This is a genomic window from Enterobacter dykesii (assembly GCF_008364625.2).
GTDB classification, from domain to species: domain Bacteria; phylum Pseudomonadota; class Gammaproteobacteria; order Enterobacterales; family Enterobacteriaceae; genus Enterobacter; species Enterobacter dykesii.
Map to the genome: position 1 here is coordinate 1,796,407 of NZ_CP126604.1, position 21,783 is coordinate 1,818,189.

Below are 21,783 nucleotides of genomic sequence, written 5' to 3' on the forward strand. Positions count from 1 at the left end.
ATTTCGCAGCAGGAGGTCAGCACGATGGAAATTAAAACCGCACTTGAACAGCAGCTGTTTAACGGCAAAAATTTTCACGTGGTTATCTACAACAAGACGGAGAGCGCCAGTGGTCTGCACCAGCATGATTACTACGAGTTCACGATTGTTCTGACCGGCCGCTACTACCAGGAGATCAACGGTAAGCGCGTCCTGCTTGAGCGAGGAGATTTTGTCTTCCTGCCAATGGGGTCCTATCATCAGAGCTTTTATGAATTTGGTGCCACCCGCATTCTGAACGTGGGCGTCAGCAGACGCTTCTTTGAGAAGCACTATCTGCCGCTGGTGCCGTTCTGCTTTGTGGCCTCCCAGGTCTATCGGGTAAAAAACGAGTTCATGACCTGGATTGAAACGGTTATCGCCTCGCTTAACTTCCGCGACAATGAATTTGATGAGTTTATTGAAACGGTGACCTTCTACGTGATGAACCGGCTGCGCCATCATCGTGAGGAGCAGCAGGTGACGGATGATATTCCACAGTGGCTGCGCAGCACCGTTGAGCTGATGCACGATAAAGGCCAGTTCAGCGAAAATGCGCTGGAAAATATGGTGTCACTGTCGGGAAAATCCCAGGAATATCTGACTCGCGCGACGCAACGCTATTATCGTAAAACACCCGTGCAAATTATTAATGAAATCCGCATTAACTTTGCCAAAAAACAGCTGGAAATTACCAACTACTCTGTCACCGATATTGCGTACGAGTCAGGATACAGCAGTCCCAGCCTGTTTATTAAGACCTTTAAAAAATTGACTTCATTTACACCGAACAGTTACCGGAAGAATTTGACGGTAATTAATTAACTTTCGGCGGATTACCCGCCACAAATATTGCTTTAATGGCTTGCCCAAATAGCGGGAAGAGTACGCTATACCTTGCAGGCGATTAACCTGATACGCTAAGGGAGATATTATGCAGAAGAAATTAAAAGTCGTAACCATTGGTGGCGGCAGCAGCTATACCCCGGAATTACTGGAAGGTTTCCTGAAACGTTATCATGAATTACCGGTCAGCGAATTATGGCTGGTGGACGTGGAGGAAGGTCAGGAAAAGCTGAATATTATTTTCGACCTGTGCAAGCGCATGGTGGAGAAAGCGGGCGTGCCTCTGACCGTGCATAAAACTCTCGATCGCCGTCTGGCGCTGAAAGATGCGGATTTCGTGACCACCCAGCTGCGCGTCGGCCAGCTAAAGGCGCGCGAGCTGGACGAACGTATCCCGCTGAGCCACGGCTATCTCGGGCAGGAGACCAACGGCGCGGGCGGCCTGTTCAAAGGCCTGCGTACCATCCCGGTGATTTTCGACATCGTCAAAGACGTGCAGGAGGTCTGCCCGAACGCGTGGGTGATTAACTTCACCAACCCGGCCGGGATGGTGACCGAGGCGGTCTATCGTCATACCGGCTTCAAACGCTTTATCGGCGTCTGTAACATTCCGATCGGCATGAAGATGTTTATCCGCGACGTGCTGGCGCTGACCGACAGCGACGATCTCTCCATCGACCTGTTCGGCCTGAACCACATGGTGTTCATTAAAGACGTTATCGTGAACGGTAAATCGCGCTTTGCCGAACTGCTGGACGGCGTGGCTTCCGGTCGCCTGACGGCAGCATCGGTGAAAAACATCTTTGACCTGCCGTTCAGCGAAGGGCTGATCCGCTCGCTGAACCTGCTGCCGTGCTCGTACCTGCTTTACTACTTCAAGCAGAAAGAGATGCTGGCCATCGAAATGGGCGAGTACTATAAGGGCGGCGCGCGCGCGCAGATCGTTCAGAAGGTTGAGAAGCAGCTGTTCGATTTGTATAAAGATCCGAACCTGAACGTCAAACCGAAAGAGCTGGAGCAGCGCGGCGGGGCCTACTACTCCGATGCGGCGTGTGAAGTGATTAATGCTATCTACAACGACAAGCAGGCGGAACACTATGTCAACGTGCCGCACCACGGCCATATCGACAATATCCCGGCGGACTGGGCCGTTGAGATGACCTGCATCCTGGGACGCGATGGCGCTAAACCGCATCCACGCATCACCCACTTCGATGATAAGGTCATGGGGCTGATCCACACCATCAAAGGCTTTGAAGTGGCGGCAAGCAACGCGGCGCTGAGCGGCGAGCTCAATGACGTGCTGCTGGCGCTGAACCTCAGCCCGCTGGTGCATTCCGACCGCGACGCGGAGAAGCTGGCCAGCGAGATGATCCTGGCGCATGAAAAGTGGTTGCCGAACTTTGCCGCCACGATCGAGAAGCTGAAGTTCAAACAGCAATAAGAGGACGCACAATGGAAAACCTGCTGATCGTTAATGCTGATGATTTTGGCCTCTCGAAAGGCCAGAACTACGGCATTATTGAAGCCTGTCGCCGGGGTGTTGTGACCTCGACCACGGCACTGGTGAATGGTGAGGCGGTTGAACACGCGGCGCAGCTGAGCAGCGAGGTGCCGGAGCTGGGCGTCGGCATGCATTTTGTGCTGACGCTCGGGATGCCGCTTTCGCCAATGCCGGGTCTGACGCGCGACGGCCAGTTGGGCAAATGGATTTGGGAACTGGCGGAGCAGGGCGCTCTGCCGCTCGAAGAGATTGCCCGCGAGCTGGAGCGTCAGTTCAACCGCTTTGTTGACGCCTTTGGTAAGGCACCGACGCACATCGACAGCCATCACCACGTGCATATGATCCCGGCGATTTTCCCGATAGTGGCTGAGTTTGCACAGCGTAAAGGTGTGGCGATGCGCGTGGATCGGGAGGCGCGCGGCGTGCCTGACTGCGCCGCGACCACCACTGAGGGGTTCAGCAGCGCATTTTACGGCGACGAGATCGACGAAGCGCTGTTCCTGAAGGTGCTGGATGATTCCGCCGCGCGGGGGGAACGGTCGCTGGAGGTCATGGCGCATCCTGCCTTTGTCGATAATACCGTGCGGAAAAGCGCCTACTGCTGGCCGCGCCTGGCGGAGCTGGACGTGCTGACGTCGGCATCGCTGAAGTATGCGATTGCCGAGCGTGGGTATCGGTTGGGGACGTTCGGGAATCTTTAAAGACAAAGCAAAGTAGAAATGTAGGCCGGGTAAGCGCAAGCGCCACCCGGCTTTTTTTACGCCGGAATCTGATCGATCTTACTGCTGCGCGACCAGACGCGGTGCGCGGCGAGCAAATCAAACAGCTTCGTCATAAATGCATCGTCAACGTTATCGCCCTCGACAATGCCGTCCTCCCCCTGATCGGCCACCTTCAGCTGCGGCTTAAACCGTCGCGCGTCGCCGGACAGCGCGATCGGTTTCAGGTGCTTGTAGGCTTCCAGCAGATAATAGACGGCGTCACCGTTGCTCAGCAGGCTGTCTATATCTCCGCATGGCACAATCACCGCATCGACGGTCAGCGATGGCGCCCCGGCAAAGGTTGCCGCCACCGGCAGCACGGAGCCGTCATCGGCGGTCACTTCCCCCATGCGGGAATAAAGCAGTTTCGCATGCACGCCCTGGGTTTTCAGCGCCTGCATAATCCCCAGCACGTCGCTGGCGCGGGTTTTGTCGTTCAGCAGAATGGCGACCACGCGGCCTTTAATCGAGCCACCCGGCACGGCATACAGGCTCAGCGACGGATCTTTCTTGACGCCGTTAACCTCTTTCGGCGGGGCAAGGTTGCGCTGTTCGTCGGTCAGCGTAATGCCCAGGTTATCCGCAACGCTCTGGGCGAGCTGAATATCAATGCGCGCCAGCTGATCGACCACCCGCTCGCGGATGTAGGTGCGCACCACTTTGCTCAGCTCAAAGCTGAAGCCGCCGATAATGTGCTGTTGCTCAATCGGCGTCTGGCTGTTCCAGAACAGGCGAGGGTGGGCGTAATACTCGCCGAACGACGGGCTGCGCTCGCGAATTTTGTTGCCATCGATTCGCTCCTGGTACGATTCGAATCCACCGCGTTTCGGCGCCGGAGGCGTTTCGCGCGGCCAGTTATCGTTGATGGAGTTCGGCTCATAGTTCGCCGGGTTGGTATCAATATCCTGACGGTGCATCCCGTCGCGCTGGAAATTGTGGTACGGGCAGGTTGGGCGGTTAATCGGGATTTCGTGGAAGTTCGGCCCGCCAAGACGGCTGATCTGCGTATCGGTATACGAGAACAAGCGACCCTGCAGGAGCGGATCGTTGGTGAAGTCCAGCCCCGGCACGATATGCCCCGGGTGGAACGCGGCCTGCTCGTTTTCGGCAAAGAAGTTATCCGGGTTACGGTTGAGCACCATTTTGCCCACCAGTTGAACCGGCACCAGCTCTTCCGGGATCAGCTTCGTCGGGTCAAGCAGGTCGAAATCGAACCTAAATTCGTCCTCTTCCGGAATGAGCTGCAGACCCAGTTCGTATTCCGGGAAGTCGCCCGCTTCAATGGACTCCCATAGCTCGCGGCGATGGAAGTCCGGATCGCGTCCGGTCAGCTTCTGCGCCTCGTCCCACACCAGCGAGGCTTTGCCCGCTACCGGCTTCCAGTGAAAGCGCACAAACGTGGCTTTCCCCTCGGTGTTGATCATCCGGAAGGTGTGGATGCCAAACCCTTCCATGGTGCGGTAGCTGCGTGGAATGCCGCGGTCTGACATCGCCCACATCACGTTGTGTAAGGTTTCAGGCTGCAGGGAGACATAGTCCCAGAAGGTGTCGTGCGCACTTTGTCCCTGCGGTATGGCCCAGTGGGGCTCCGGTTTTACCGCATGGACAAAGTCAGGAAATTTATGCGCATCCTGAATGAAGAACACCGGGGTGTTATTGCCCACCAGATCGAAAATACCCTCTTCGGTATAAAACTTGGTGGCAAAGCCGCGGATATCTCGAACCGTGTCCGCCGACCCTGCGCCGCCCTGCACGGTGGAGAAGCGCACAAATACCGGAGTGATTTTGTCCGGGTCGGAGAGGAAGTCCGCTTTGGTGATGTCTTTCAGGCTCTTGTAGGGCTGGAAGTAGCCGTGCGCAGCCGAGCCGCGCGCGTGGACGATGCGTTCCGGTATCCGCTCGTGGTCAAAATGGGTGATTTTTTCCCGCAGGATAAAGTCTTCCAGCAGGGTTGGCCCGCGCGCGCCTGCGCGAAGGGAGTTCTGATCGTCAGCAATGCGTACGCCCTGATTGGTGGTGAGCGCAAAACCTTCGCCGCCTTTACGGTGTGGCTCAAGCGATTTCAGCTTCTCGTTTCCCGTGTCCGGCGATTTCATGCTTCCCGGTGCGGTAGGCTGTTCGCCCGGTGCGGAAGGGCCAGGGGAGGGGCGGTGAGAGCCGTCAGCAGGGGCGAGAGAGTCCATACCCGGTTGAGATTCTTCAGTGCCATGAATCGGTGATTGATGTGTTTTATCTTTGTTCGACATTGCACGCTTCTCCTTTATCCATTGCTAAAAACCCTATTAAGGATAGAACAATGTCGCGGGATGGCTCGCGAACTAAGAGTTTTCACATGCCGTCATTGACGAAAGGAGCCTTCTCGTCCACTCGGGGCGCGACGGAAGGCAGCAGGATCGGCTATCATAGAATTTTCCTGCTTCAAGAATTTGCTTTAGTGAACCAGTCGCTTATGAAACCTCTTCGTCAACAAAACCGCCAGGTTATTAGCTATGTGCCCCGCGTTGAGCCCGCGCCGCCTGACCATGCCCTGAAAGTGGAGGGCTTTCGCGATGTCTGGCAGCTGCGGGGGAAATATGTGGCCTTTGTGCTGATCGGCGAACACTTCCGTCGTTCACCCACGTTTACGGTGCCGGAATCGGCGCAGCGGTGGGCGATGCAGATCCGCCAGGATGAAGAGGTTGAAGAATAACAGCCATAAAAAAACCGCCATCAGGCGGTTTTTTTATTTCAAAGTGATTAACGGTGCGCCAGCTCGGCGTCGTCTTCACTTTCCAGAATCGCTTTGTCGGTCTGCTTCAGCCACTGGCTGGTCAGCGTACCGGCGGTCATGGAGCCGCTCACGTTCAGCGCGGTACGGCCCATGTCGATCAGCGGCTCAACGGAGATCAGCAGGGCGACCAGCGTCACCGGCAGACCCAGCGCAGGCAGAACAATCAGCGCAGCAAAGGTTGCGCCGCCACCAACGCCCGCAACGCCTGCGGAGCTTATGGTAACAATTCCGACCAGCGTGGCGATCCAGACCGGATCCAGCGGGTTGATCCCAACCGTTGGGGCAACCATCACCGCCAGCATCGCCGGGTAGAGTCCCGCACAGCCGTTCTGACCAATGGTGGCACCAAAGGAGGCAGAGAAGCTGGCGATGGATTCAGGCACGCCCAGACGACGGGTCTGCGCTTCAACGTTCAGCGGAATAGACGCGGCGCTGGAACGGCTGGTGAAGGCAAAGGTCAGTACCGGCCAGACTTTACGGAAGTATTTCAGCGGGCTGACGCCGTTCACGCCCAGCAGGATGCCGTGCACCACGAACATGATGCCCAGGCCCAGATAAGAGGCGACAACGAAGCTGCCCAGCTTAATGATGTCCTGCAGGTTAGAGCCGGCAACCACTTTGGTCATCAGCGCCAGCACGCCGTAAGGGGTGAGCTGCATGACCAGACGAACCAGCTTCATTACCCAGCTTTGCAGGGTGTCAATTGCGGTCAGCACGCGCTCGCCTTTTGGCGCGTCGTCTTTCAGCAGCTTCAGCGCCGCTACGCCCAGGAACGCGGCGAAGATAACCACGCTGATGATCGAGGTTGGGCTCGCACCGGTCAGGTCAGCAAAAGGGTTCTTCGGAATGAAGGAGAGCACCATCTGCGGCACGGTCAGGTCAGCCACTTTACCAACGTAGTTGGTTTGAATCGCGGTAAGACGCGCCGTTTCAGCGGTACCCTGAACCAGACCCTCTGCGGTCAGGCCAAACAGGTTTGTGACCAGCACACCCACCAGCGCGGCAATCAGCGTGGTGAAAAGCAGCGTACCAATGGTCAGGAAGCTGATTTTTCCCAGCTGAGTCGCGTTATGCAGGCGAGCAACGGCGCTCAGAATAGAGGCGAACACCAGCGGCATAACGATCATCTGCAGCAGCTGAACATAGCCGTTACCGACGATGTTGAACCACTGAATGGAATCTTTCAGAACTGGATTATCGGAGCCATAAATTGCCTGTAATGCCAGACCAAATACGACACCCATGGCCAGACCAACCAGCACTTTTTTCGCCAGGCTCCACTGCTTGTGGCGCGCCTGCGCGAGAAGCAATAGCAATACAACGAACACAACGACGTTCGCGATGAGTGGAAAATTCATCCCCGTTCTCCTGATTTATTATTGGGTCGGTTTTTACCGATCCTGTTGGCGGAAGGTTAGCAGAAGTGTGATGCAGCGCTTATATCCAAATGGAATGGGTTATGACAAATGGGATAATTTTGTCGGTTTACTGTTCAATCTGGTGATGAATAAAGCGATTGAACTGAAATTGCAGCGAATTAATCATCTGGGATGACCAGCGAACTGCACTGTTTTCGGGCAAGGTTTGCGGCATCCAGACGGCGTAAGCAAACAGCGCCATGCACAATACGCGCTCAAGCTGGTTGCCTTTCTGCGGTGCGAGGATCGGAAAACGGAAACGCCAGCGGCAGGGCCAAAGCAGCGGCACGCCCGCAGGCGTCAGCATATCGGCGAGAATATGGCTTAAATAGCCCAGCACCATCCCCTGGATGGCATCAGCGGGGACTATCCAGCTTTCGGGCACTTTTAAATAGAAAAGCGTCAGCAGGCCAAACACGGCCAGCAGGCTGTGCGTAAACCCCCGGTGGCCGAACGCGCGGGCGATGGGTTTCGACACCCACTTCAGGCGTTGTCCGAGAAAGGATTTAGGATGGTCAATGTCGGGCAGCAGACAGGTCAATACGGCGGAAGGGACAATATGCCACCAGTCCCCCTGTGCCAGCACGGGGGTGAGTTCAGCGTTTTTGGCAAATACTGCGCACGCAATAGAAAAAAGCAGGTGGCCTTCCGCCGTCATGATAAAACCCACAAAACTGTCAATTCATACAGTATAGGGTTTTTATACAGTAGGCGGAAGAGGTGACGGTGTAACTGTTTGTCACAAACTAGAGAAGGGCGTTAACCGCCCTGCAGATGATGCGCCGTGAGTTCTGCCAGTGAATTAAGCTTCACGTCGGCAAGAGCAAACCGGGGATCGTGACGGCCTTCTTCAGCGGGCACCACAATGGAACGCATCCGTGCAGCCTTCGACGCCACCATACCGTTAACGGAATCTTCCAGCGCAACGCAGTTGAGGGGATCCAGGCCAAGCTTTGCGGCACAGTCCAGATAGACCTGCGGGTGCGGCTTGCTGTAAGGCAATTTTTCAGCGGACGCCAGCGCGTCGAAGCTGTCGCGCAGTTCAAACATCGTGAGCACTTTTTCAAGCATATGCAGCGGTGAAGCCGAGGCCAGGCCAACCTTCAGCCCCTGGGCTTTACACAGCGCGACAGCCTCGCGTACGCCGGGCAGCAGCGGCCTGTTCTCTTCCACCAGAGAAATGGCGCGGCTGATAATGCGTGCGGTCACCTCATCGCGATTGGGCCCTACCCACGGCTGTTGGGCAAACCACAGGTCAACCACCATATCGATGCGCAGACCCAGGGTATCGGGAAGTTCATTACGGCGGCTGATATCCACGCCCAGGCTGGCCATCACATCCAGTTCGGCGCGATCCCACAGCGGTTCGGAATCGATCAGCAATCCATCCATGTCAAAAATTGCGGCAAGAATTTTGCGCGGTGTCGACATCACAACGTCTCCTTATCCAGGGTGTTCGACAGACGATACGTGCTAAGCACAATCTGCAATTTAGCATATTGCTTTTAAAGAGCGGGCGAAATTGATGACCAGCAGGTAGACTTAGGCACAAATAACGCGTCTTTATGAAGAGGAACTGATGACGTATCAACAAGCTGGACGCATTGCGGTCTTAAAACGTATTGCTGGCTGGGTGATTTTTATTCCTGCCGTCATTTCTACGCTGATTTCTGTACTTAAATTTATGTACGACCACAGCGAAAAACAGCCGGGTATCAATGCGGTAATGCTTGATTTTGCTCATGTCATGATTGAGATGATGCGTTTTAATACGCCATTTTTGAATGTCTTCTGGTTTAACTCACCGACCCCGGATTTTCATCAACAGCTGAATATCGGTTTTTGGGTGATATATGCCCTGATCTTTGTCGCGCTGGCACTGCAGGCCTCTGGCGCGAGAATGAGTCGCCAGACCCGCTTTTTACGCGAAGGCGTTGAGGATCAGTTGATTCTGGAGCAGGCCAAGGGCCCGGAAGGCATGAGCCGGGAGCAGATTGAATCCCGCATCGTTGTGCCGCGTCACACCATTTTCCTGCAAATTTTCCCGCTCTATATCCTTCCCGTGATTATCATTGTGGCGGGATACTTCTTCTTCTCACTGCTCGGTTTTCTGTAAGCGATAGGGGTGGCGGCAAGGCCACCCGTCTCTTCTCAGGCGGCAAGCATGCGCTCGAGTGCCCGCTGCGCGTTAACAATGTGTTCTCCGCCAAAAAGAATGGCACGATTCATCAGCGTATAAAGCTGATACACCGGCTGGCGGTCGAGAAAACCGGGCGGCAGGGGGGAAACAGACTGGTATCCGTCGTATATCTGCGGCGGCTGCTCAGGATGAAGCGGCAGCATGGCTAGATCGCACTCTCTGTCACCCCAGTAGCAGGCCGGGTCAAAGATGTACGGGCCGTTGGGACCCAGCGCGCAGTTATTGGACCACAAATCGCCGTGAAGCAGCGACGCCTGAGGCTGGTGGGATGCCAGACGCTGCTGGACGTGCTCGACGATGGCGTCGATATTGCCAAACTCCAGCCCTTTCTCGGCGGCCAGCTCAAGCTGCCAGCCAATGCGCTGCTCGGCAAAAAACGTCGACCAGCGACGCTGCCAGGCATTGGGCTGTGGCGTGGTGGAGAGATCGTTGTCAAAGTCGAGACCAAACTGCGGCTGGTCGCTCCATTGATGCAGGCGCGCTAGCTGTTGGCCGAGAATGAACGCATTATGGGCATCCAGTGGGCGGGCGGGGAGATATTCCATCACCAGGAAGCTGTAGTCACGATCGCTCCCCACGGCCAGAACCTGCGGGGCAGTGACCGTTTTACTGCGCGACAACAGCTCCAGCTGGTCGGCTTCGGCGGTAAATATTGGAAGCAGCTCTCGCTCATCGCACTTAACGAAAAGATCGCGCCCTGCGTAGCGTAAATGCCACGCGGCGTGGATCTCACCGCCTGGCAGTTCGTTACGCAGTTCAATTTCACCTTCACCCAGCTGCTCACGTAAAAGATGACTGATAGCCTGCCACATGTTGTCTCTCCCATGTTGTCTGCCAGATCATAAAGTTAGCGCATAACTGCGGTAAAAAAATACGAACTAACGCACACCTGAGCGGTTTAAATTCATACAGCGCACTTATTGTTCTTTTTTCCGCCAGCTTTCCCAGGTATCCACGTCGATTTCGGCAGGCTTGTCGGTCACGCTCTCCACCAGACTGGCGGCCAGCGCATGAACCTCTTCCTGGCTCAGGGCGGTGATCAGACCAAATGCCAGGGTGCCTAAATCATGAATATTGCCCTCGTCATCTGTCAGGGTGAGGAGAAAATTAGCCCGGGTGAAAGCATTGTTGAGCTCATTTAGCTCGGTCAGCGATGCTTCATGAAGGTTGATGATCACGACGTAGCGTGTGATGTCACCACTGCTCATAATTCACCTCATTGTTATCATGGAAGTTTTCTTAGCATAGTCGATAGTTTGCGTTTGGCGACTCAGAGACGACCTTCCCCTCCGTAAAGACGAAGGGGAAAAGGCGTTAATTTCGGGACAGGTAATCGACGATTTTTTGCGTATCGGCAAGCGAACAGAGACGCGTGCCCTGGTTGATGGTGGCGGCACTACCCGCCGCCACGCCGTAGCGTGTCATTTCGAGCAGAGACGCACCCTGCGCCAGTTTTAGCGTCATCGCACCCACCATACTATCGCCCGCGCCAACCGTGCTTTGGCTCTTCATCGGCGGTGGGACAACCTGAACGGACGACGATTCATCGACTGCCAGTGCCCCCTGAGGGCCAAGGGAGACGACTACGCGCCGCGCTTTGCCGCTGCGCACCAGCTCCTGTGCGGCGGTGCGCACATCATCAGGCTGCGTCAGTTCGCGGTTGACCAGCGCGCTTAACTCTTTCTGGTTGGGTTTGACCAGCTCAAGATTGCCCGGCACCAGAGCCGCCTGCAGGGCCTCGCCGCTGCTGTCGACAATGCAGCGGATGCCGCGCTGCTGTGCCGCCTGAATCAGCGCCGTCAATTTTTCCGTGCTGACGCCGGGCGGCAGGCTGCCGCTTACCACCAGCAGCGCGCCGCTTTCTATCGTCAACACTTTCTCTTCAAGCTGACGAAACTCGTCATCGCTGAGCTTCGCGCCCGGCATGACAAAACGGTACTGCTCGCCGCTCGATTCCACGTGAACATGCAGGTTTTGCCGCGTCCAGTCTTTGGCCTCAACGGTTTCAACGGCTACCTGTTCATCGGCCAGCAGAGAGACCAGGTGTTCACCGGTAGCACCGCCTGCAGGGAAAATGGCCGTGGCTTTGCCGCCGAGATGTGTAATGGCGCGCGCCACGTTGATCCCGCCGCCGCCGGGCTCAAAGACCGGGGCGCTACAGCGCAATTTACCTTCCGGGTAAATTTGCGGCGTCAGGGTGGCGGAATCCAGGGAAGGGGAGAGCGTCAGAGTATAGATAGAAACCATCATTACCTCCTTTTAGCATGGGTTCTTATTAGCCTGGCATCATTTGTCAGGAAGGCAATGTAAATAACAGTATGATTTTAAATATGAATACTGACGAAAAATGAGGCGGGGGATATATAAAATAAAACGCTTTTTGAGATCGTTCTTATTCAAAAAATGAAATAAGAAAACATTGCTATGTTATTTGCGGCTTTTTATAATTTGTTACCTTTCTCTGGACGCCTTGTCATTGATCCTCAAGAAAGATTCCGGGACCGTGTGGTCTCTTTTTTTGTTGTACGGACTCCTTAATAAAATGAAGCTTTTAAAGACAGTGCCCGCTGCACTGATGCTGGCGGGTGGCGTGTTTGCGGCTATGAACGCGACCGCTGATGATACCGTTTTTACTGTCATGGACGATCCTTCCACCGCGAAAAAACCGTTTGAAGGTAACCTGAACGCCGGGTACCTGGCACAATCCGGTAACACGAAAAGCTCTTCTCTGACGGCGGACAGTACGCTCACCTGGTACGGCAACACCACCGCCTGGTCTCTTTGGGGTAATGCCAGCAACACTTCCGCTAACGACGAACGTTCTTCCGAGAAGTATGCGGTAGGCGGACGTAGCCGTTACAACATGACCGACTATGACTACCTGTTTGGTCAGGCTAGCTGGTTAACCGACCGTTACAATGGTTATCGCCAGCGCGACGTGTTCACCGCCGGTTATGGTCGCCAGTTCCTGAACGGTCCGGTACACAGCCTCCGTTTTGAATTCGGTCCGGGTGTGCGTTATGACGAGTACACCAATGGCGATACCAAGACCCAACCGCTCGGTTACGCTTCCGGTACCTATGCCTGGCAGATGACTGACAACACCAAATTTACCCAGGGTGTTTCTGTATTTGGTGCCGACGATACGACGCTGAACTCTGAGACGGCGCTGAACGTGGCTATCAACGAACACTTTGGCCTGAAAGTCGCCTACAACGTGACCTGGAACTCTTCACCACCAGAATCTGCGCCGGATCATACCGACCGCAGAACCACGGTTTCACTGGGTTATAGAATGTAATAAAAGCGGGCCGATGATAATGTCGGCCCGTTTATTGTCTGCGGTCTTTTGACGTCCCTTCTGATGACTTGTCTTCGCCCCTAGCCCCAAATCATTGCCGCCCAACGGAGTAGCAGCATTGCGCCGCAGATGGCAATCAGCACCAGCACCATTTTCCAGTGTTTTGCGGCAAATCGTTTAGTTGGCATAACCTAATCCTTGTTGGTTGATATTCCCAGTCTACCAAACAGGGCCGAAAAATGCCCCTTCTCAGGTTCGATTGGGTTATGCCAGCGTAGGGTTCGGCTCAGAACCAGTGGAATCGCTCGGCGAGAATCAACAATAAACCTGTGGCGGAAAGGATGTTCAATATCACAACCGTTCTACTGGATACGTTCATGGTATGCACCTTTGGGTTTAAAGACCTGTTCAAGAGTAGCCCAGCATCTTCGAAATGCGAGCGCAGGGGAGAAGCAACCTGCAAATTCGTGCGAAAGTGCCAGCCCATCAATCTGGCCGCAGAGGGTGCAATCTCCTTGCCGTTAGTGTTAACATTACGTCGCTTGCCGTAAATCCACATTAATCTGAATTCGGCAGGTGAATGATGACGAACCAATTTGACGATTGTTGGTCAGATGGTGTCGTAATCTATTGTCAAATCACGATTATTTTCTTTGTATATGCTCTTATGTGTGGGGCATCACTGCAAATAAGGATATAAAATGCCTGTAATTACTCTTCCTGATGGCAGCCAACGCCATTTCGACCGTGCTGTTAGCCCAATGGATGTTGCCCTGGACATTGGTCCTGGCCTCGCGAAAGCGACTATCGCTGGCCGCGTTAACGGTGAGTTGGTGGACGCCTCCGATCTGATCGAAAACGATGCGACGCTTGCAATCATCACCGCAAAAGACGAAGAAGGTCTGGAGATCATTCGTCACTCCTGCGCGCACCTGTTAGGCCATGCCATCAAACAGCTGTGGCCAAACACCAAAATGGCGATCGGTCCGGTTATCGATAACGGTTTCTACTACGACGTTGACCTTGACCACACCCTGACTCAGGAAGATATCGACGCGCTCGAAAAACGCATGCACGAGCTCGCCGAAACAAACTATGACGTCATCAAGAAGAAAGTCAGCTGGCACGAAGCGCGTGAAACCTTCGTGAAGCGCGGCGAGAGCTACAAGGTCTCTATTCTTGACGAAAACATTTCGCATGATGACAAGCCTGGCTTGTACCATCACGAAGAATACGTCGACATGTGCCGTGGACCGCACGTGCCGAACATGCGTTTCTGTCATCACTTTAAGCTGATGAAGATCGCAGGCGCCTACTGGCGTGGCGACAGCAACAACAAGATGTTGCAGCGTATCTATGGTACCGCGTGGGCTGATAAAAAAGCCCTGAACGCATACCTGCTGCGCCTGGAAGAGGCGGCGAAGCGTGACCACCGTAAAATCGGTAAGCAGCTTGACCTGTACCACATGCAGGAAGAAGCGCCGGGCATGGTGTTCTGGCATAACGACGGCTGGACCATCTTCCGTGAACTGGAAACTTTCGTACGCTCCAAGCTGAAAGAGTACCAGTATCAGGAAGTGAAAGGCCCGTTCATGATGGACCGTGTGCTGTGGGAAAAAACCGGCCACTGGGACAACTACAAAGATGCGATGTTCACCACCTCGTCTGAGAACCGTGAATACTGCATCAAGCCAATGAACTGCCCGGGCCACGTTCAGATCTTCAACCAGGGTCTGAAATCCTACCGTGACCTGCCGCTGCGTATGGCGGAGTTCGGTAGCTGCCACCGTAACGAACCATCAGGTGCGCTGCACGGTCTGATGCGTGTTCGTGGCTTTACGCAGGATGATGCGCATATTTTCTGTACTGAAGATCAGGTCCGTGACGAAGTTAACGCCTGTATTCGTATGGTCTACGATATGTACAGCACCTTTGGCTTCGAGAAGATCGTGGTCAAACTCTCAACGCGTCCGGAAAAACGTATCGGTAGCGATGAGACATGGGATCGCGCAGAAGCGGATCTCGCCGTGGCGCTGGAAGAGAACGGCATTCCGTTCGAATACCAGCTGGGCGAGGGCGCATTCTACGGTCCGAAAATTGAATTTACCCTGTATGACTGCCTCGATCGCGCATGGCAGTGCGGTACTGTACAGCTGGACTTCTCCCTGCCGCAGCGTTTAAGCGCCTCTTATGTTGGCGAAGACAACGAGCGTCAGGTACCGGTAATGATTCACCGTGCAATTCTCGGTTCTCTGGAGCGCTTCATCGGCATCCTGACCGAAGAGTTCGCCGGCTTCTTCCCAACCTGGCTTGCGCCAGTGCAGGTCGTGGTGATGAACATTACCGATTCTCAGGCGGATTACGTTAAAGAATTGACGCAGAAACTACAAAATGCGGGCATTCGCGTAAAAGCAGACTTGAGAAATGAGAAGATTGGCTTTAAAATCCGCGAGCACACTTTACGTCGTGTCCCGTATATGTTGGTCTGTGGTGATAAAGAGGTGGAAGCAGGCAAAGTTGCCGTTCGCACCCGCCGTGGTAAAGACCTGGGCAGCCTGGACGTAAGTGAAGTGATTGAGAAGCTGCAACAAGAGATTCGCAGCCGCAGTCTTCAACAACTGGAGGAATAAGGTATTAAAGGCGGAAAACGAGTTCAAACGGCACGTCCGAATCGTATCAATGGCGAGATTCGCGCCCAGGAAGTTCGCTTAACAGATCTTGAAGGTGAACCACTGGGGATTGTGAGTCTGAGAGAAGCGATCGAAAAAGCTGAAGAAGCTGGAGTAGATTTAGTTGAAATCAGCCCTAACGCCGAACCGCCAGTTTGTCGTATCATGGACTACGGCAAGTTCCTTTATGAAAAGAGTAAGTCTTCTAAGGAACAGAAGAAGAAGCAAAAAGTTATCCAGGTTAAGGAAATCAAATTCCGTCCTGGTACCGACGATGGCGATTATCAGGTAAAACTCCGCAGCCTGATTCGCTTTCTGGAAGATGGCGATAAGGCCAAGATCACACTGCGTTTCCGCGGTCGTGAGATGGCCCACCAACAGATTGGTATGGAAGTGCTTAACCGCGTCCGTGACGATCTGAGTGAACTGGCAGTAGTCGAATCCTTCCCTACGAAGATCGAAGGCCGCCAGATGATCATGGTGCTCGCTCCTAAGAAGAAACAGTAAGGCCTTCAAGCAGCAAAATCTGTGGAGCCTTCGGGTTTCATAGGTTTTGTTCGCCTATGTTTCGTTTATTTAACAATGCGAAGTGGAAGTTATTAAGATGCCAAAAATTAAGACCGTACGCGGTGCTGCTAAGCGCTTCAAAAAAACCGGTGGTGGTGGATTTAAGCGTAAGCACGCAAACCTGCGTCATATTCTGACCAAAAAATCTACTAAGCGTAAACGTCACCTGCGTCCAAAAGGCCTCGTTTCTAAAGGCGATCTGGGTCTGGTTATCGCGTGCCTGCCGTACGCATAAGCCGTTAACGTTTAATTTTTTACTAAGAATATAGATACAGGAGAGCACACATGGCTCGCGTAAAACGTGGTGTAATTGCACGTGCACGTCACAAGAAAATTTTGAAACAAGCTAAAGGCTACTACGGTGCGCGTTCACGCGTATACCGCGTTGCTTTCCAGGCTGTTATCAAAGCAGGTCAGTACGCTTACCGTGACCGTCGTCAGCGTAAGCGTCAGTTCCGTCAACTGTGGATTGCGCGTATCAACGCAGCAGCACGTCAGAACGGTATTTCTTACAGCAAATTCATCAACGGCCTGAAAAAAGCCTCTGTTGAAATCGACCGTAAGATCCTGGCTGACATCGCAGTATTCGACAAAGTAGCGTTCACCGCTCTGGTCGAAAAAGCGAAAGCAGCACTGGCATAAGCCAGTTGAGAGAGGGGGCTTTGCTCCCTCTTTTCATTTAACACCATCAGAAGATTGACATTTATCCGTCCAGGCTTTTCAATAAGGTCTTAACGGTTTTTACCAGACAAGGTAACGCAAGCATGAATGCTGCTATTTTCCGCTTCTTCTTTTACTTTAGCACCTGATTTCAGGAGGCTAGCGCGTGAAAGATGAAACGAAAAACAGCGCCAGATAAGCCTCCCGATGGAGGCTTTTTTTGTGCCTGAATTTGAGAGAATAACTCCACCAAATCGGTGTCTGCACCGACATAATGAGGAAAATCATGTCACATCTCGCAGAGCTGGTTGCCAGTGCAACAGCCGCCATTAATCAGGCCTCAGATGTTGCCGCGTTAGACAATGTCCGCGTCGAATATCTTGGGAAGAAAGGGCACCTGACCCTTCAGATGACAACCCTGCGTGAGCTGCCGCCAGAAGAACGCCCGGCAGCGGGTGCGGTGATTAACGAAGCCAAAGAGCAGGTACAGCAGGCGCTGAACGCGCGCAAAGCCGAGCTGGAAAGCGCGGTGCTGAATGCGCGTCTGGCCGCAGAGACGATCGACGTTTCTCTGCCGGGTCGCCGTATCGAAAACGGTGGTCTGCACCCGGTTACCCGCACCATCGATCGCATTGAAAGTTTCTTCGGTGAGCTCGGCTTTACCGTGGCGACTGGCCCGGAAATCGAAGATGATTACCATAACTTCGACGCCCTGAACATTCCTGGCCATCATCCGGCACGCGCTGACCACGACACTTTCTGGTTCGACGCTACGCGTCTGCTGCGTACTCAGACCTCCGGCGTTCAGATCCGTACCATGAAGGAGCAGGCGCCGCCAATCCGTATTATCGCGCCGGGCCGCGTCTATCGTAACGACTACGATCAGACCCACACCCCAATGTTCCACCAGATGGAAGGTCTGATTGTTGATAAAAACATCAGCTTCACCAACCTGAAGGGCACGCTGCACGATTTCCTGAACAACTTCTTTGAGGAAGATCTGCAGGTTCGTTTCCGCCCGTCCTACTTCCCGTTCACCGAACCGTCTGCGGAAGTTGATGTGATGGGTAAAAACGGCAAATGGCTGGAAGTGCTGGGCTGCGGCATGGTGCATCCAAACGTGCTGCGCAACGTGGGTATCGATCCGGAAGTTTACTCCGGCTTTGCTTTCGGCATGGGCATGGAGCGTCTGACCATGCTGCGCTACGGCGTGACCGACTTACGTGCATTCTTCGAAAACGATCTGCGTTTCCTCAAACAGTTTAAATAAGGGCAGGACAGAACAATGAAATTCAGTGAACTGTGGTTACGCGAGTGGGTGAACACCACGCTGGACAGCGACGCGCTTTCTAACCAGATCACCATGGCAGGTCTGGAAGTCGACGGCGTTGAGCCGGTTTCCGGTGCTTTCAACGGCGTGGTCGTCGGTGAAGTGGTCGAGTGCGGCCAGCACCCTAACGCTGACAAACTGCGCGTAACAAAAGTAAACGTGGGCGGTGACCGTCTGCTGGATATCGTCTGCGGTGCGCCAAACTGCCGTCAGGGCCTGAAGGTGGCCGTGGCGACCGTCGGTGCAGTGCTGCCGGGCGATTTCAAAATTAAAGCGGCTAAGCTGCGCGGCGAGCCGTCTGAAGGCATGCTGTGCTCCTTCTCCGAGCTGGGTATTTCCGACGATCACAACGGCATCATTGAGCTGCCGCTGGATGCGCCAGTCGGCACCGATATCCGTGAATACCTGAAGCTTGATGACAACACCATTGAAATCAGCGTCACGCCAAACCGTGCCGACTGCTTAGGGATCATCGGCGTGGCGCGCGACGTGGCCGTGCTGAACCAGACCGAACTGAACGCGCCGGACATTGCGCCGGTTGAAGCGACCATCGGTGACGTGCTGCCTATTCAGGTTGACGCTGCGGATGCTTGCCCGCGCTACCTCGGTCGCGTGGTGAAAGGCATCAACGTGAAAGCGCCAACCCCGCTGTGGATGAAAGAGAAGCTGCGCCGCTGCGGTATTCGCTCTATCGACGCCGTGGTTGACGTGACCAACTACGTTCTGCTGGAGCTGGGCCAGCCAATGCACGCGTTCGATAAAGACCGTATCGACGGCGGCATCGTTGTGCGCATGGCGAAAGAGGGCGAAACCCTGGTTCTGCTGGACGGCAGCGAAGCGAAACTGAACGCCGACACCCTGGTGATTGCTGACCACAGCAAAGCGCTGGCAATGGGCGGTATCTTCGGTGGCGAGCACTCAGGCGTCAACGACGAGACGCAAAACGTCCTGCTGGAATGCGCGTTCTTCAGCCCGCTCTCCATCACCGGTCGCGCACGCCGTCACGGCCTGCATACCGATGCCTCTCACCGCTACGAGCGCGGCGTTGACCCGGCGCTGCAGTACAAAGCGATGGAACGTGCGACCCGCCTGCTGATCGACATCTGCGGCGGTGAAGCGGGCCCGGTTATCGACGTCACCAACGAAGAAACGCTGCCGAAGCGTGCGACCATCACCCTGCGCCGCAGCAAGCTGGATCGCCTGATTGGTCACCACGTTGCCGATGCGCAGGTGACCGACATCCTGAAACGTCTGGGCTGTGAAGTTACCGAAGGCCAGGACGAGTGGAAAGCCGTTGCGCCATCATGGCGTTTCGACATGGAAATTGAAGAAGATCTAGTGGAAGAAGTGGCCCGCGTTTACGGCTACAACAACATCCCTGACGAGCCTGTCCAGGCAGGTCTGGTGATGGGCGCCCACCGTGAAGCCGACCTGTCCCTGAAGCGCGTGAAAACCATGCTGAACGACAAAGGCTACCAGGAAGTGATCACCTACAGCTTCGTTGATCCAAAGCTGCAGCAGCTGATCCACCCGGGCCAGGAGGCGCTGATCCTGCCAAGCCCAATCTCCAGCGAAATGTCCGCGATGCGTCTGTCTCTGTGGACGGGCCTGCTGGGCACTGTCGTTTATAACCAGAATCGCCAGCAAAACCGCGTGCGAATTTTCGAAAGCGGTTTGCGCTTTGTACCGGATAATCAGGCAAATTTAGGCATCCGTCAGGATCTCATGCTGGCTGGCGCCATCAGCGGCAACCGCTATGAAGAGCACTGGGACCTGGCAAAAGGCACGGTTGATTTCTACGATATGAAGGGCGATCTGGAAGCGATTCTGGATCTGACCGGTAAATTATCTGAAATTGAATTCCGCGCAGAAGCTATCCCGGCTCTGCATCCGGGCCAGAGCGCAGCGATCTATTTAGACGGCAAACGCGTTGGTTTTATTGGGGTTGTTCACCCTGAGCTGGAGCGTAAGCTGGACCTGAACGGCCGTACCATCGTGTTCGAGCTGGAATGGAACCCGGTGGCTGACCGCGTTATTCCTCAGGCTCAGGACGTCTCCCGCTTCCCGGCAAACCGCCGTGATATCGCGGTTGTGGTCGCGGAAAATGTGCCTGCAGCAGATATTTTGGCCGAATGTAAGAAAGTTGGCGTAAATCAGGTAGTTGGCGTAAACTTATTTGACGTGTACCGCGGCAAGGGCGTAGCAGAAGGTTTCAAGAGCCTCGCTATTAGCCTTATCCTTCAGGATACCAGCCGTACACTCGAAGAAGAGGAGATTGCCGCTACCGTCGCCAAATGTGTAGAGGCATTAAAAGAGCGATTCCAGGCATCATTGAGGGATTGAACCTATGGCGCTTACAAAAGCTGAAATGTCAGAATATCTGTTTGATAAGCTTGGGCTTAGCAAACGGGATGCCAAAGAGCTGGTAGAGCTGTTTTTCGAAGAGATCCGTCGTGCTCTGGAAAATGGTGAGCAGGTAAAACTCTCCGGTTTTGGCAATTTTGATTTGCGAGACAAAAACCAACGTCCGGGCCGCAACCCGAAGACGGGGGAAGATATTCCCATTACAGCCCGCCGCGTGGTGACCTTCAGACCCGGCCAGAAGTTGAAAAGCCGTGTCGAAAACGCAACGCCCAAAGCAGAGTAATATGAACTAACTAAAAAGGCCGCCCACGCGGCCTTTTTTCTTTGCGCTCTCCGGCAAACCCGCCGTAAAATCAATTACATCTCACGCTACTAAAACCGTACCCATGCTTGATTATGCCCATCGCCAGCACCGTTCCGATAAGCGTCGCCTGTTTTTGCTGGTGCTGTTGCTCATTGTCGCCGCAGGCGTGAGCCTCTGCGCGGGCGACAGATGGATCGGGCCAGAAAGCTGGTGGGGGCCGGACGGGCAGCTCTTCGTCTGGCAAATTCGCATACCGCGCACCGTCGCGGTGGTTCTGGTCGGCGCCGCGCTGGCGCTGTGCGGTACCATAATGCAGGCGTTGTTTGATAACCCTCTGGCGGAGCCCGGGCTGCTCGGCGTGTCAAACGGCGCAGGCGTAGGCCTGATTGCGGCGGTAATGCTCGGCGGAGGGGAACTCTCCGGATGGAGTATTAGCCTGAGCGCTATCCTCGGCGCGCTGCTAATCACCGCGATCCTTCTTCGTTTCGCCAGACGGCACTTATCGACCAGCCGTCTGCTGCTTGCCGGCGTGGCGCTAGGGATCATCTGCAGCGCGCTGATGACCTGGGCGGTCTACTTCTCAACATCCTTTGACCTGCGTCAGCTGATGTACTGGATGATGGGCGGCTTCGGAGGCGTTGACTGGCACCAGGGCTGGCTGATGGCGCTGCTGGTACCGGTCATCGTGTGGGCTGCCCTGCAGGCGCAGCCGCTGAATATGCTCGCGCTGGGGGAAACTTCTGCCCGCCAGCTCGGCATGCCGATTGGGTTCTGGCGTAATGTGCTGGTCATAGCCATTGGCTGGCTGGTCGGCGTCAGCGTGGCTCTGGCGGGCGCGATCGGCTTTATCGGGCTGGTGATTCCGCACATGCTGCGCCTGTGTGGCCTCACGGACCATCGAACCCTGCTTCCGGCCTCGGCGGTTGCCGGGGCCGTCACGCTGCTGGTGGCCGACATCATCGCCCGGCTTGCCCTGACGGCCGCAGAGCTGCCCATCGGCGTGGTGACCGCCACGCTGGGCGCGCCGGTCTTTATCTGGCTACTATTAAAAGCTGGACGTTAAAACAACTA

24 protein-coding genes and 1 other annotated feature are annotated in these 21,783 nt (G+C 54.8%); of the genes, 15 read left to right on the top strand and 9 right to left on the bottom strand.

Annotated elements, in window-relative coordinates:
* The 3 genes from chbR to chbG all read left to right on the top strand — a co-directional run bounded on the left by chbR (nt 1) and on the right by chbG (nt 3,069).
* Nucleotides 1-843: a transcriptional regulator ChbR gene (gene chbR, locus F0320_RS08570; protein WP_071789366.1), complete on the top strand. Its 843-nt coding sequence runs from the start codon at nt 1-3 to the stop codon at nt 841-843.
* 109 nt (nt 844-952) lie between these two features.
* Entirely contained in the window at nt 953-2,308 is a 1,356-nt protein-coding gene (locus F0320_RS08575) for a 6-phospho-beta-glucosidase (RefSeq protein WP_126328309.1), read from the top strand.
* Nucleotides 2,309-2,319: 11 nt separating this feature from the next.
* Nucleotides 2,320-3,069 (top strand): chitin disaccharide deacetylase, encoded by a 750-nt coding sequence (gene chbG, locus F0320_RS08580; protein ID WP_047651949.1) that lies wholly within the window; start codon nt 2,320-2,322, stop codon nt 3,067-3,069.
* 56 nt (nt 3,070-3,125) lie between these two features.
* Here chbG and katE read toward each other — a convergent pair whose 3' ends face one another.
* The gene (katE, locus tag F0320_RS08585) at nt 3,126-5,375 is read right to left on the bottom strand and encodes a catalase HPII (RefSeq protein ID WP_126328310.1); all 2,250 of its coding nucleotides are present in this window, start codon (nt 5,373-5,375) and stop codon (nt 3,126-3,128) included.
* Nucleotides 5,376-5,578: 203 nt separating this feature from the next.
* On the opposite strand from katE, the gene cedA reads away from it, so the two are divergent.
* Nucleotides 5,579-5,818, top strand: a complete 240-nt coding sequence (gene cedA, locus F0320_RS08590) for a cell division activator CedA (protein ID WP_008500668.1) — start codon at nt 5,579-5,581, stop codon at nt 5,816-5,818.
* A 47-nt stretch (nt 5,819-5,865) separates the two neighbouring features.
* Here the strand turns inward: cedA and F0320_RS08595 are convergent, their stop codons facing one another.
* The 3 genes from F0320_RS08595 to hxpB all read right to left on the bottom strand — a co-directional run bounded on the left by F0320_RS08595 (nt 5,866) and on the right by hxpB (nt 8,748).
* A complete protein-coding gene (locus F0320_RS08595; RefSeq protein ID WP_029740442.1) occupies nt 5,866-7,257 on the bottom strand; it encodes an L-cystine transporter in 1,392 nt (463 codons plus the stop codon).
* A gap of 127 nt (nt 7,258-7,384) precedes the next feature.
* Nucleotides 7,385-7,975 carry a metal-dependent hydrolase gene (locus F0320_RS08600; RefSeq protein ID WP_014883483.1) on the bottom strand — a complete coding sequence of 197 codons (591 nt, stop codon included), beginning with the start codon at nt 7,973-7,975 and terminating at the stop codon, nt 7,385-7,387.
* Nucleotides 7,976-8,076: 101 nt separating this feature from the next.
* Entirely contained in the window at nt 8,077-8,748 is a 672-nt protein-coding gene (gene hxpB, locus F0320_RS08605; protein ID WP_126328311.1) for a hexitol phosphatase HxpB, read from the bottom strand.
* 148 nt (nt 8,749-8,896) lie between these two features.
* On the opposite strand from hxpB, the gene F0320_RS08610 reads away from it, so the two are divergent.
* Nucleotides 8,897-9,433 (top strand): YniB family protein, encoded by a 537-nt coding sequence (locus tag F0320_RS08610; RefSeq protein ID WP_023311291.1) that lies wholly within the window; start codon nt 8,897-8,899, stop codon nt 9,431-9,433.
* A gap of 35 nt (nt 9,434-9,468) precedes the next feature.
* Here F0320_RS08610 and F0320_RS08615 read toward each other — a convergent pair whose 3' ends face one another.
* The 3 genes from F0320_RS08615 to pfkB all read right to left on the bottom strand — a co-directional run bounded on the left by F0320_RS08615 (nt 9,469) and on the right by pfkB (nt 11,764).
* Nucleotides 9,469-10,329 carry a fructosamine kinase family protein gene (locus F0320_RS08615; protein ID WP_047651955.1) on the bottom strand — a complete coding sequence of 287 codons (861 nt, stop codon included), beginning with the start codon at nt 10,327-10,329 and terminating at the stop codon, nt 9,469-9,471.
* A 105-nt stretch (nt 10,330-10,434) separates the two neighbouring features.
* Nucleotides 10,435-10,725: a type V toxin-antitoxin system endoribonuclease antitoxin GhoS gene (gene ghoS / locus F0320_RS08620; protein WP_126328312.1), complete on the bottom strand. Its 291-nt coding sequence runs from the start codon at nt 10,723-10,725 to the stop codon at nt 10,435-10,437.
* Nucleotides 10,726-10,831: 106 nt separating this feature from the next.
* Nucleotides 10,832-11,764, bottom strand: a complete 933-nt coding sequence (gene pfkB, locus F0320_RS08625; RefSeq protein ID WP_033145272.1) for a 6-phosphofructokinase II — start codon at nt 11,762-11,764, stop codon at nt 10,832-10,834.
* A 295-nt stretch (nt 11,765-12,059) separates the two neighbouring features.
* On the opposite strand from pfkB, the gene F0320_RS08630 reads away from it, so the two are divergent.
* On the top strand, nt 12,060-12,818 hold the full coding sequence (locus F0320_RS08630) for a DUF481 domain-containing protein (protein WP_029740435.1): 759 nt from the start codon (nt 12,060-12,062) through the stop codon (nt 12,816-12,818).
* 80 nt (nt 12,819-12,898) lie between these two features.
* On the opposite strand, the gene yniD is transcribed toward F0320_RS08630, so the two are convergent.
* Both yniD and yncL read right to left on the bottom strand, forming a co-directional pair.
* Nucleotides 12,899-13,006 carry a small membrane protein YniD gene (gene yniD / locus F0320_RS08635; protein ID WP_112009453.1) on the bottom strand — a complete coding sequence of 36 codons (108 nt, stop codon included), beginning with the start codon at nt 13,004-13,006 and terminating at the stop codon, nt 12,899-12,901.
* Between the two features lie 98 nt (nt 13,007-13,104).
* Nucleotides 13,105-13,377, bottom strand: a complete 273-nt coding sequence (gene yncL / locus F0320_RS08640) for a stress response membrane protein YncL (RefSeq protein ID WP_081957703.1) — start codon at nt 13,375-13,377, stop codon at nt 13,105-13,107.
* Between the two features lie 142 nt (nt 13,378-13,519).
* Here yncL and thrS point away from each other — a divergent pair, with 142 nt between their 5' ends.
* From thrS to btuC, 9 genes are all read left to right on the top strand, one after another.
* Entirely contained in the window at nt 13,520-15,448 is a 1,929-nt protein-coding gene (gene thrS / locus F0320_RS08645) for a threonine--tRNA ligase (RefSeq protein WP_008500657.1), read from the top strand.
* A 3-nt stretch (nt 15,449-15,451) separates the two neighbouring features.
* Complete coding sequence (gene infC, locus F0320_RS08650; protein WP_014069901.1) at nt 15,452-15,994, top strand: translation initiation factor IF-3; 543 nt, start codon at nt 15,452-15,454, stop codon at nt 15,992-15,994.
* A gap of 97 nt (nt 15,995-16,091) precedes the next feature.
* The gene (rpmI, locus tag F0320_RS08655) at nt 16,092-16,289 is read left to right on the top strand and encodes a 50S ribosomal protein L35 (RefSeq protein WP_003030583.1); all 198 of its coding nucleotides are present in this window, start codon (nt 16,092-16,094) and stop codon (nt 16,287-16,289) included.
* A 50-nt stretch (nt 16,290-16,339) separates the two neighbouring features.
* Nucleotides 16,340-16,696 (top strand): 50S ribosomal protein L20, encoded by a 357-nt coding sequence (rplT, locus tag F0320_RS08660; RefSeq protein ID WP_000124850.1) that lies wholly within the window; start codon nt 16,340-16,342, stop codon nt 16,694-16,696.
* A 117-nt stretch (nt 16,697-16,813) separates the two neighbouring features.
* Nucleotides 16,814-16,938, top strand: a sequence feature (Phe leader region).
* Nucleotides 16,819-16,863 carry a pheST operon leader peptide PheM gene (gene pheM / locus F0320_RS08665; RefSeq protein ID WP_001386830.1) on the top strand — a complete coding sequence of 15 codons (45 nt, stop codon included), beginning with the start codon at nt 16,819-16,821 and terminating at the stop codon, nt 16,861-16,863. It overlaps the preceding feature by 45 nt.
* A gap of 62 nt (nt 16,939-17,000) precedes the next feature.
* The gene (gene pheS / locus F0320_RS08670) at nt 17,001-17,984 is read left to right on the top strand and encodes a phenylalanine--tRNA ligase subunit alpha (RefSeq protein WP_047651958.1); all 984 of its coding nucleotides are present in this window, start codon (nt 17,001-17,003) and stop codon (nt 17,982-17,984) included.
* Between the two features lie 15 nt (nt 17,985-17,999).
* The gene (pheT, locus tag F0320_RS08675) at nt 18,000-20,387 is read left to right on the top strand and encodes a phenylalanine--tRNA ligase subunit beta (protein WP_126328313.1); all 2,388 of its coding nucleotides are present in this window, start codon (nt 18,000-18,002) and stop codon (nt 20,385-20,387) included.
* Nucleotides 20,388-20,391: 4 nt separating this feature from the next.
* Complete coding sequence (gene ihfA / locus F0320_RS08680; protein ID WP_003857805.1) at nt 20,392-20,691, top strand: integration host factor subunit alpha; 300 nt, start codon at nt 20,392-20,394, stop codon at nt 20,689-20,691.
* A gap of 103 nt (nt 20,692-20,794) precedes the next feature.
* Entirely contained in the window at nt 20,795-21,775 is a 981-nt protein-coding gene (gene btuC, locus F0320_RS08685; RefSeq protein ID WP_126328314.1) for a vitamin B12 ABC transporter permease BtuC, read from the top strand.
* Nucleotides 21,776-21,783: the final 8 nt, after the last annotated feature.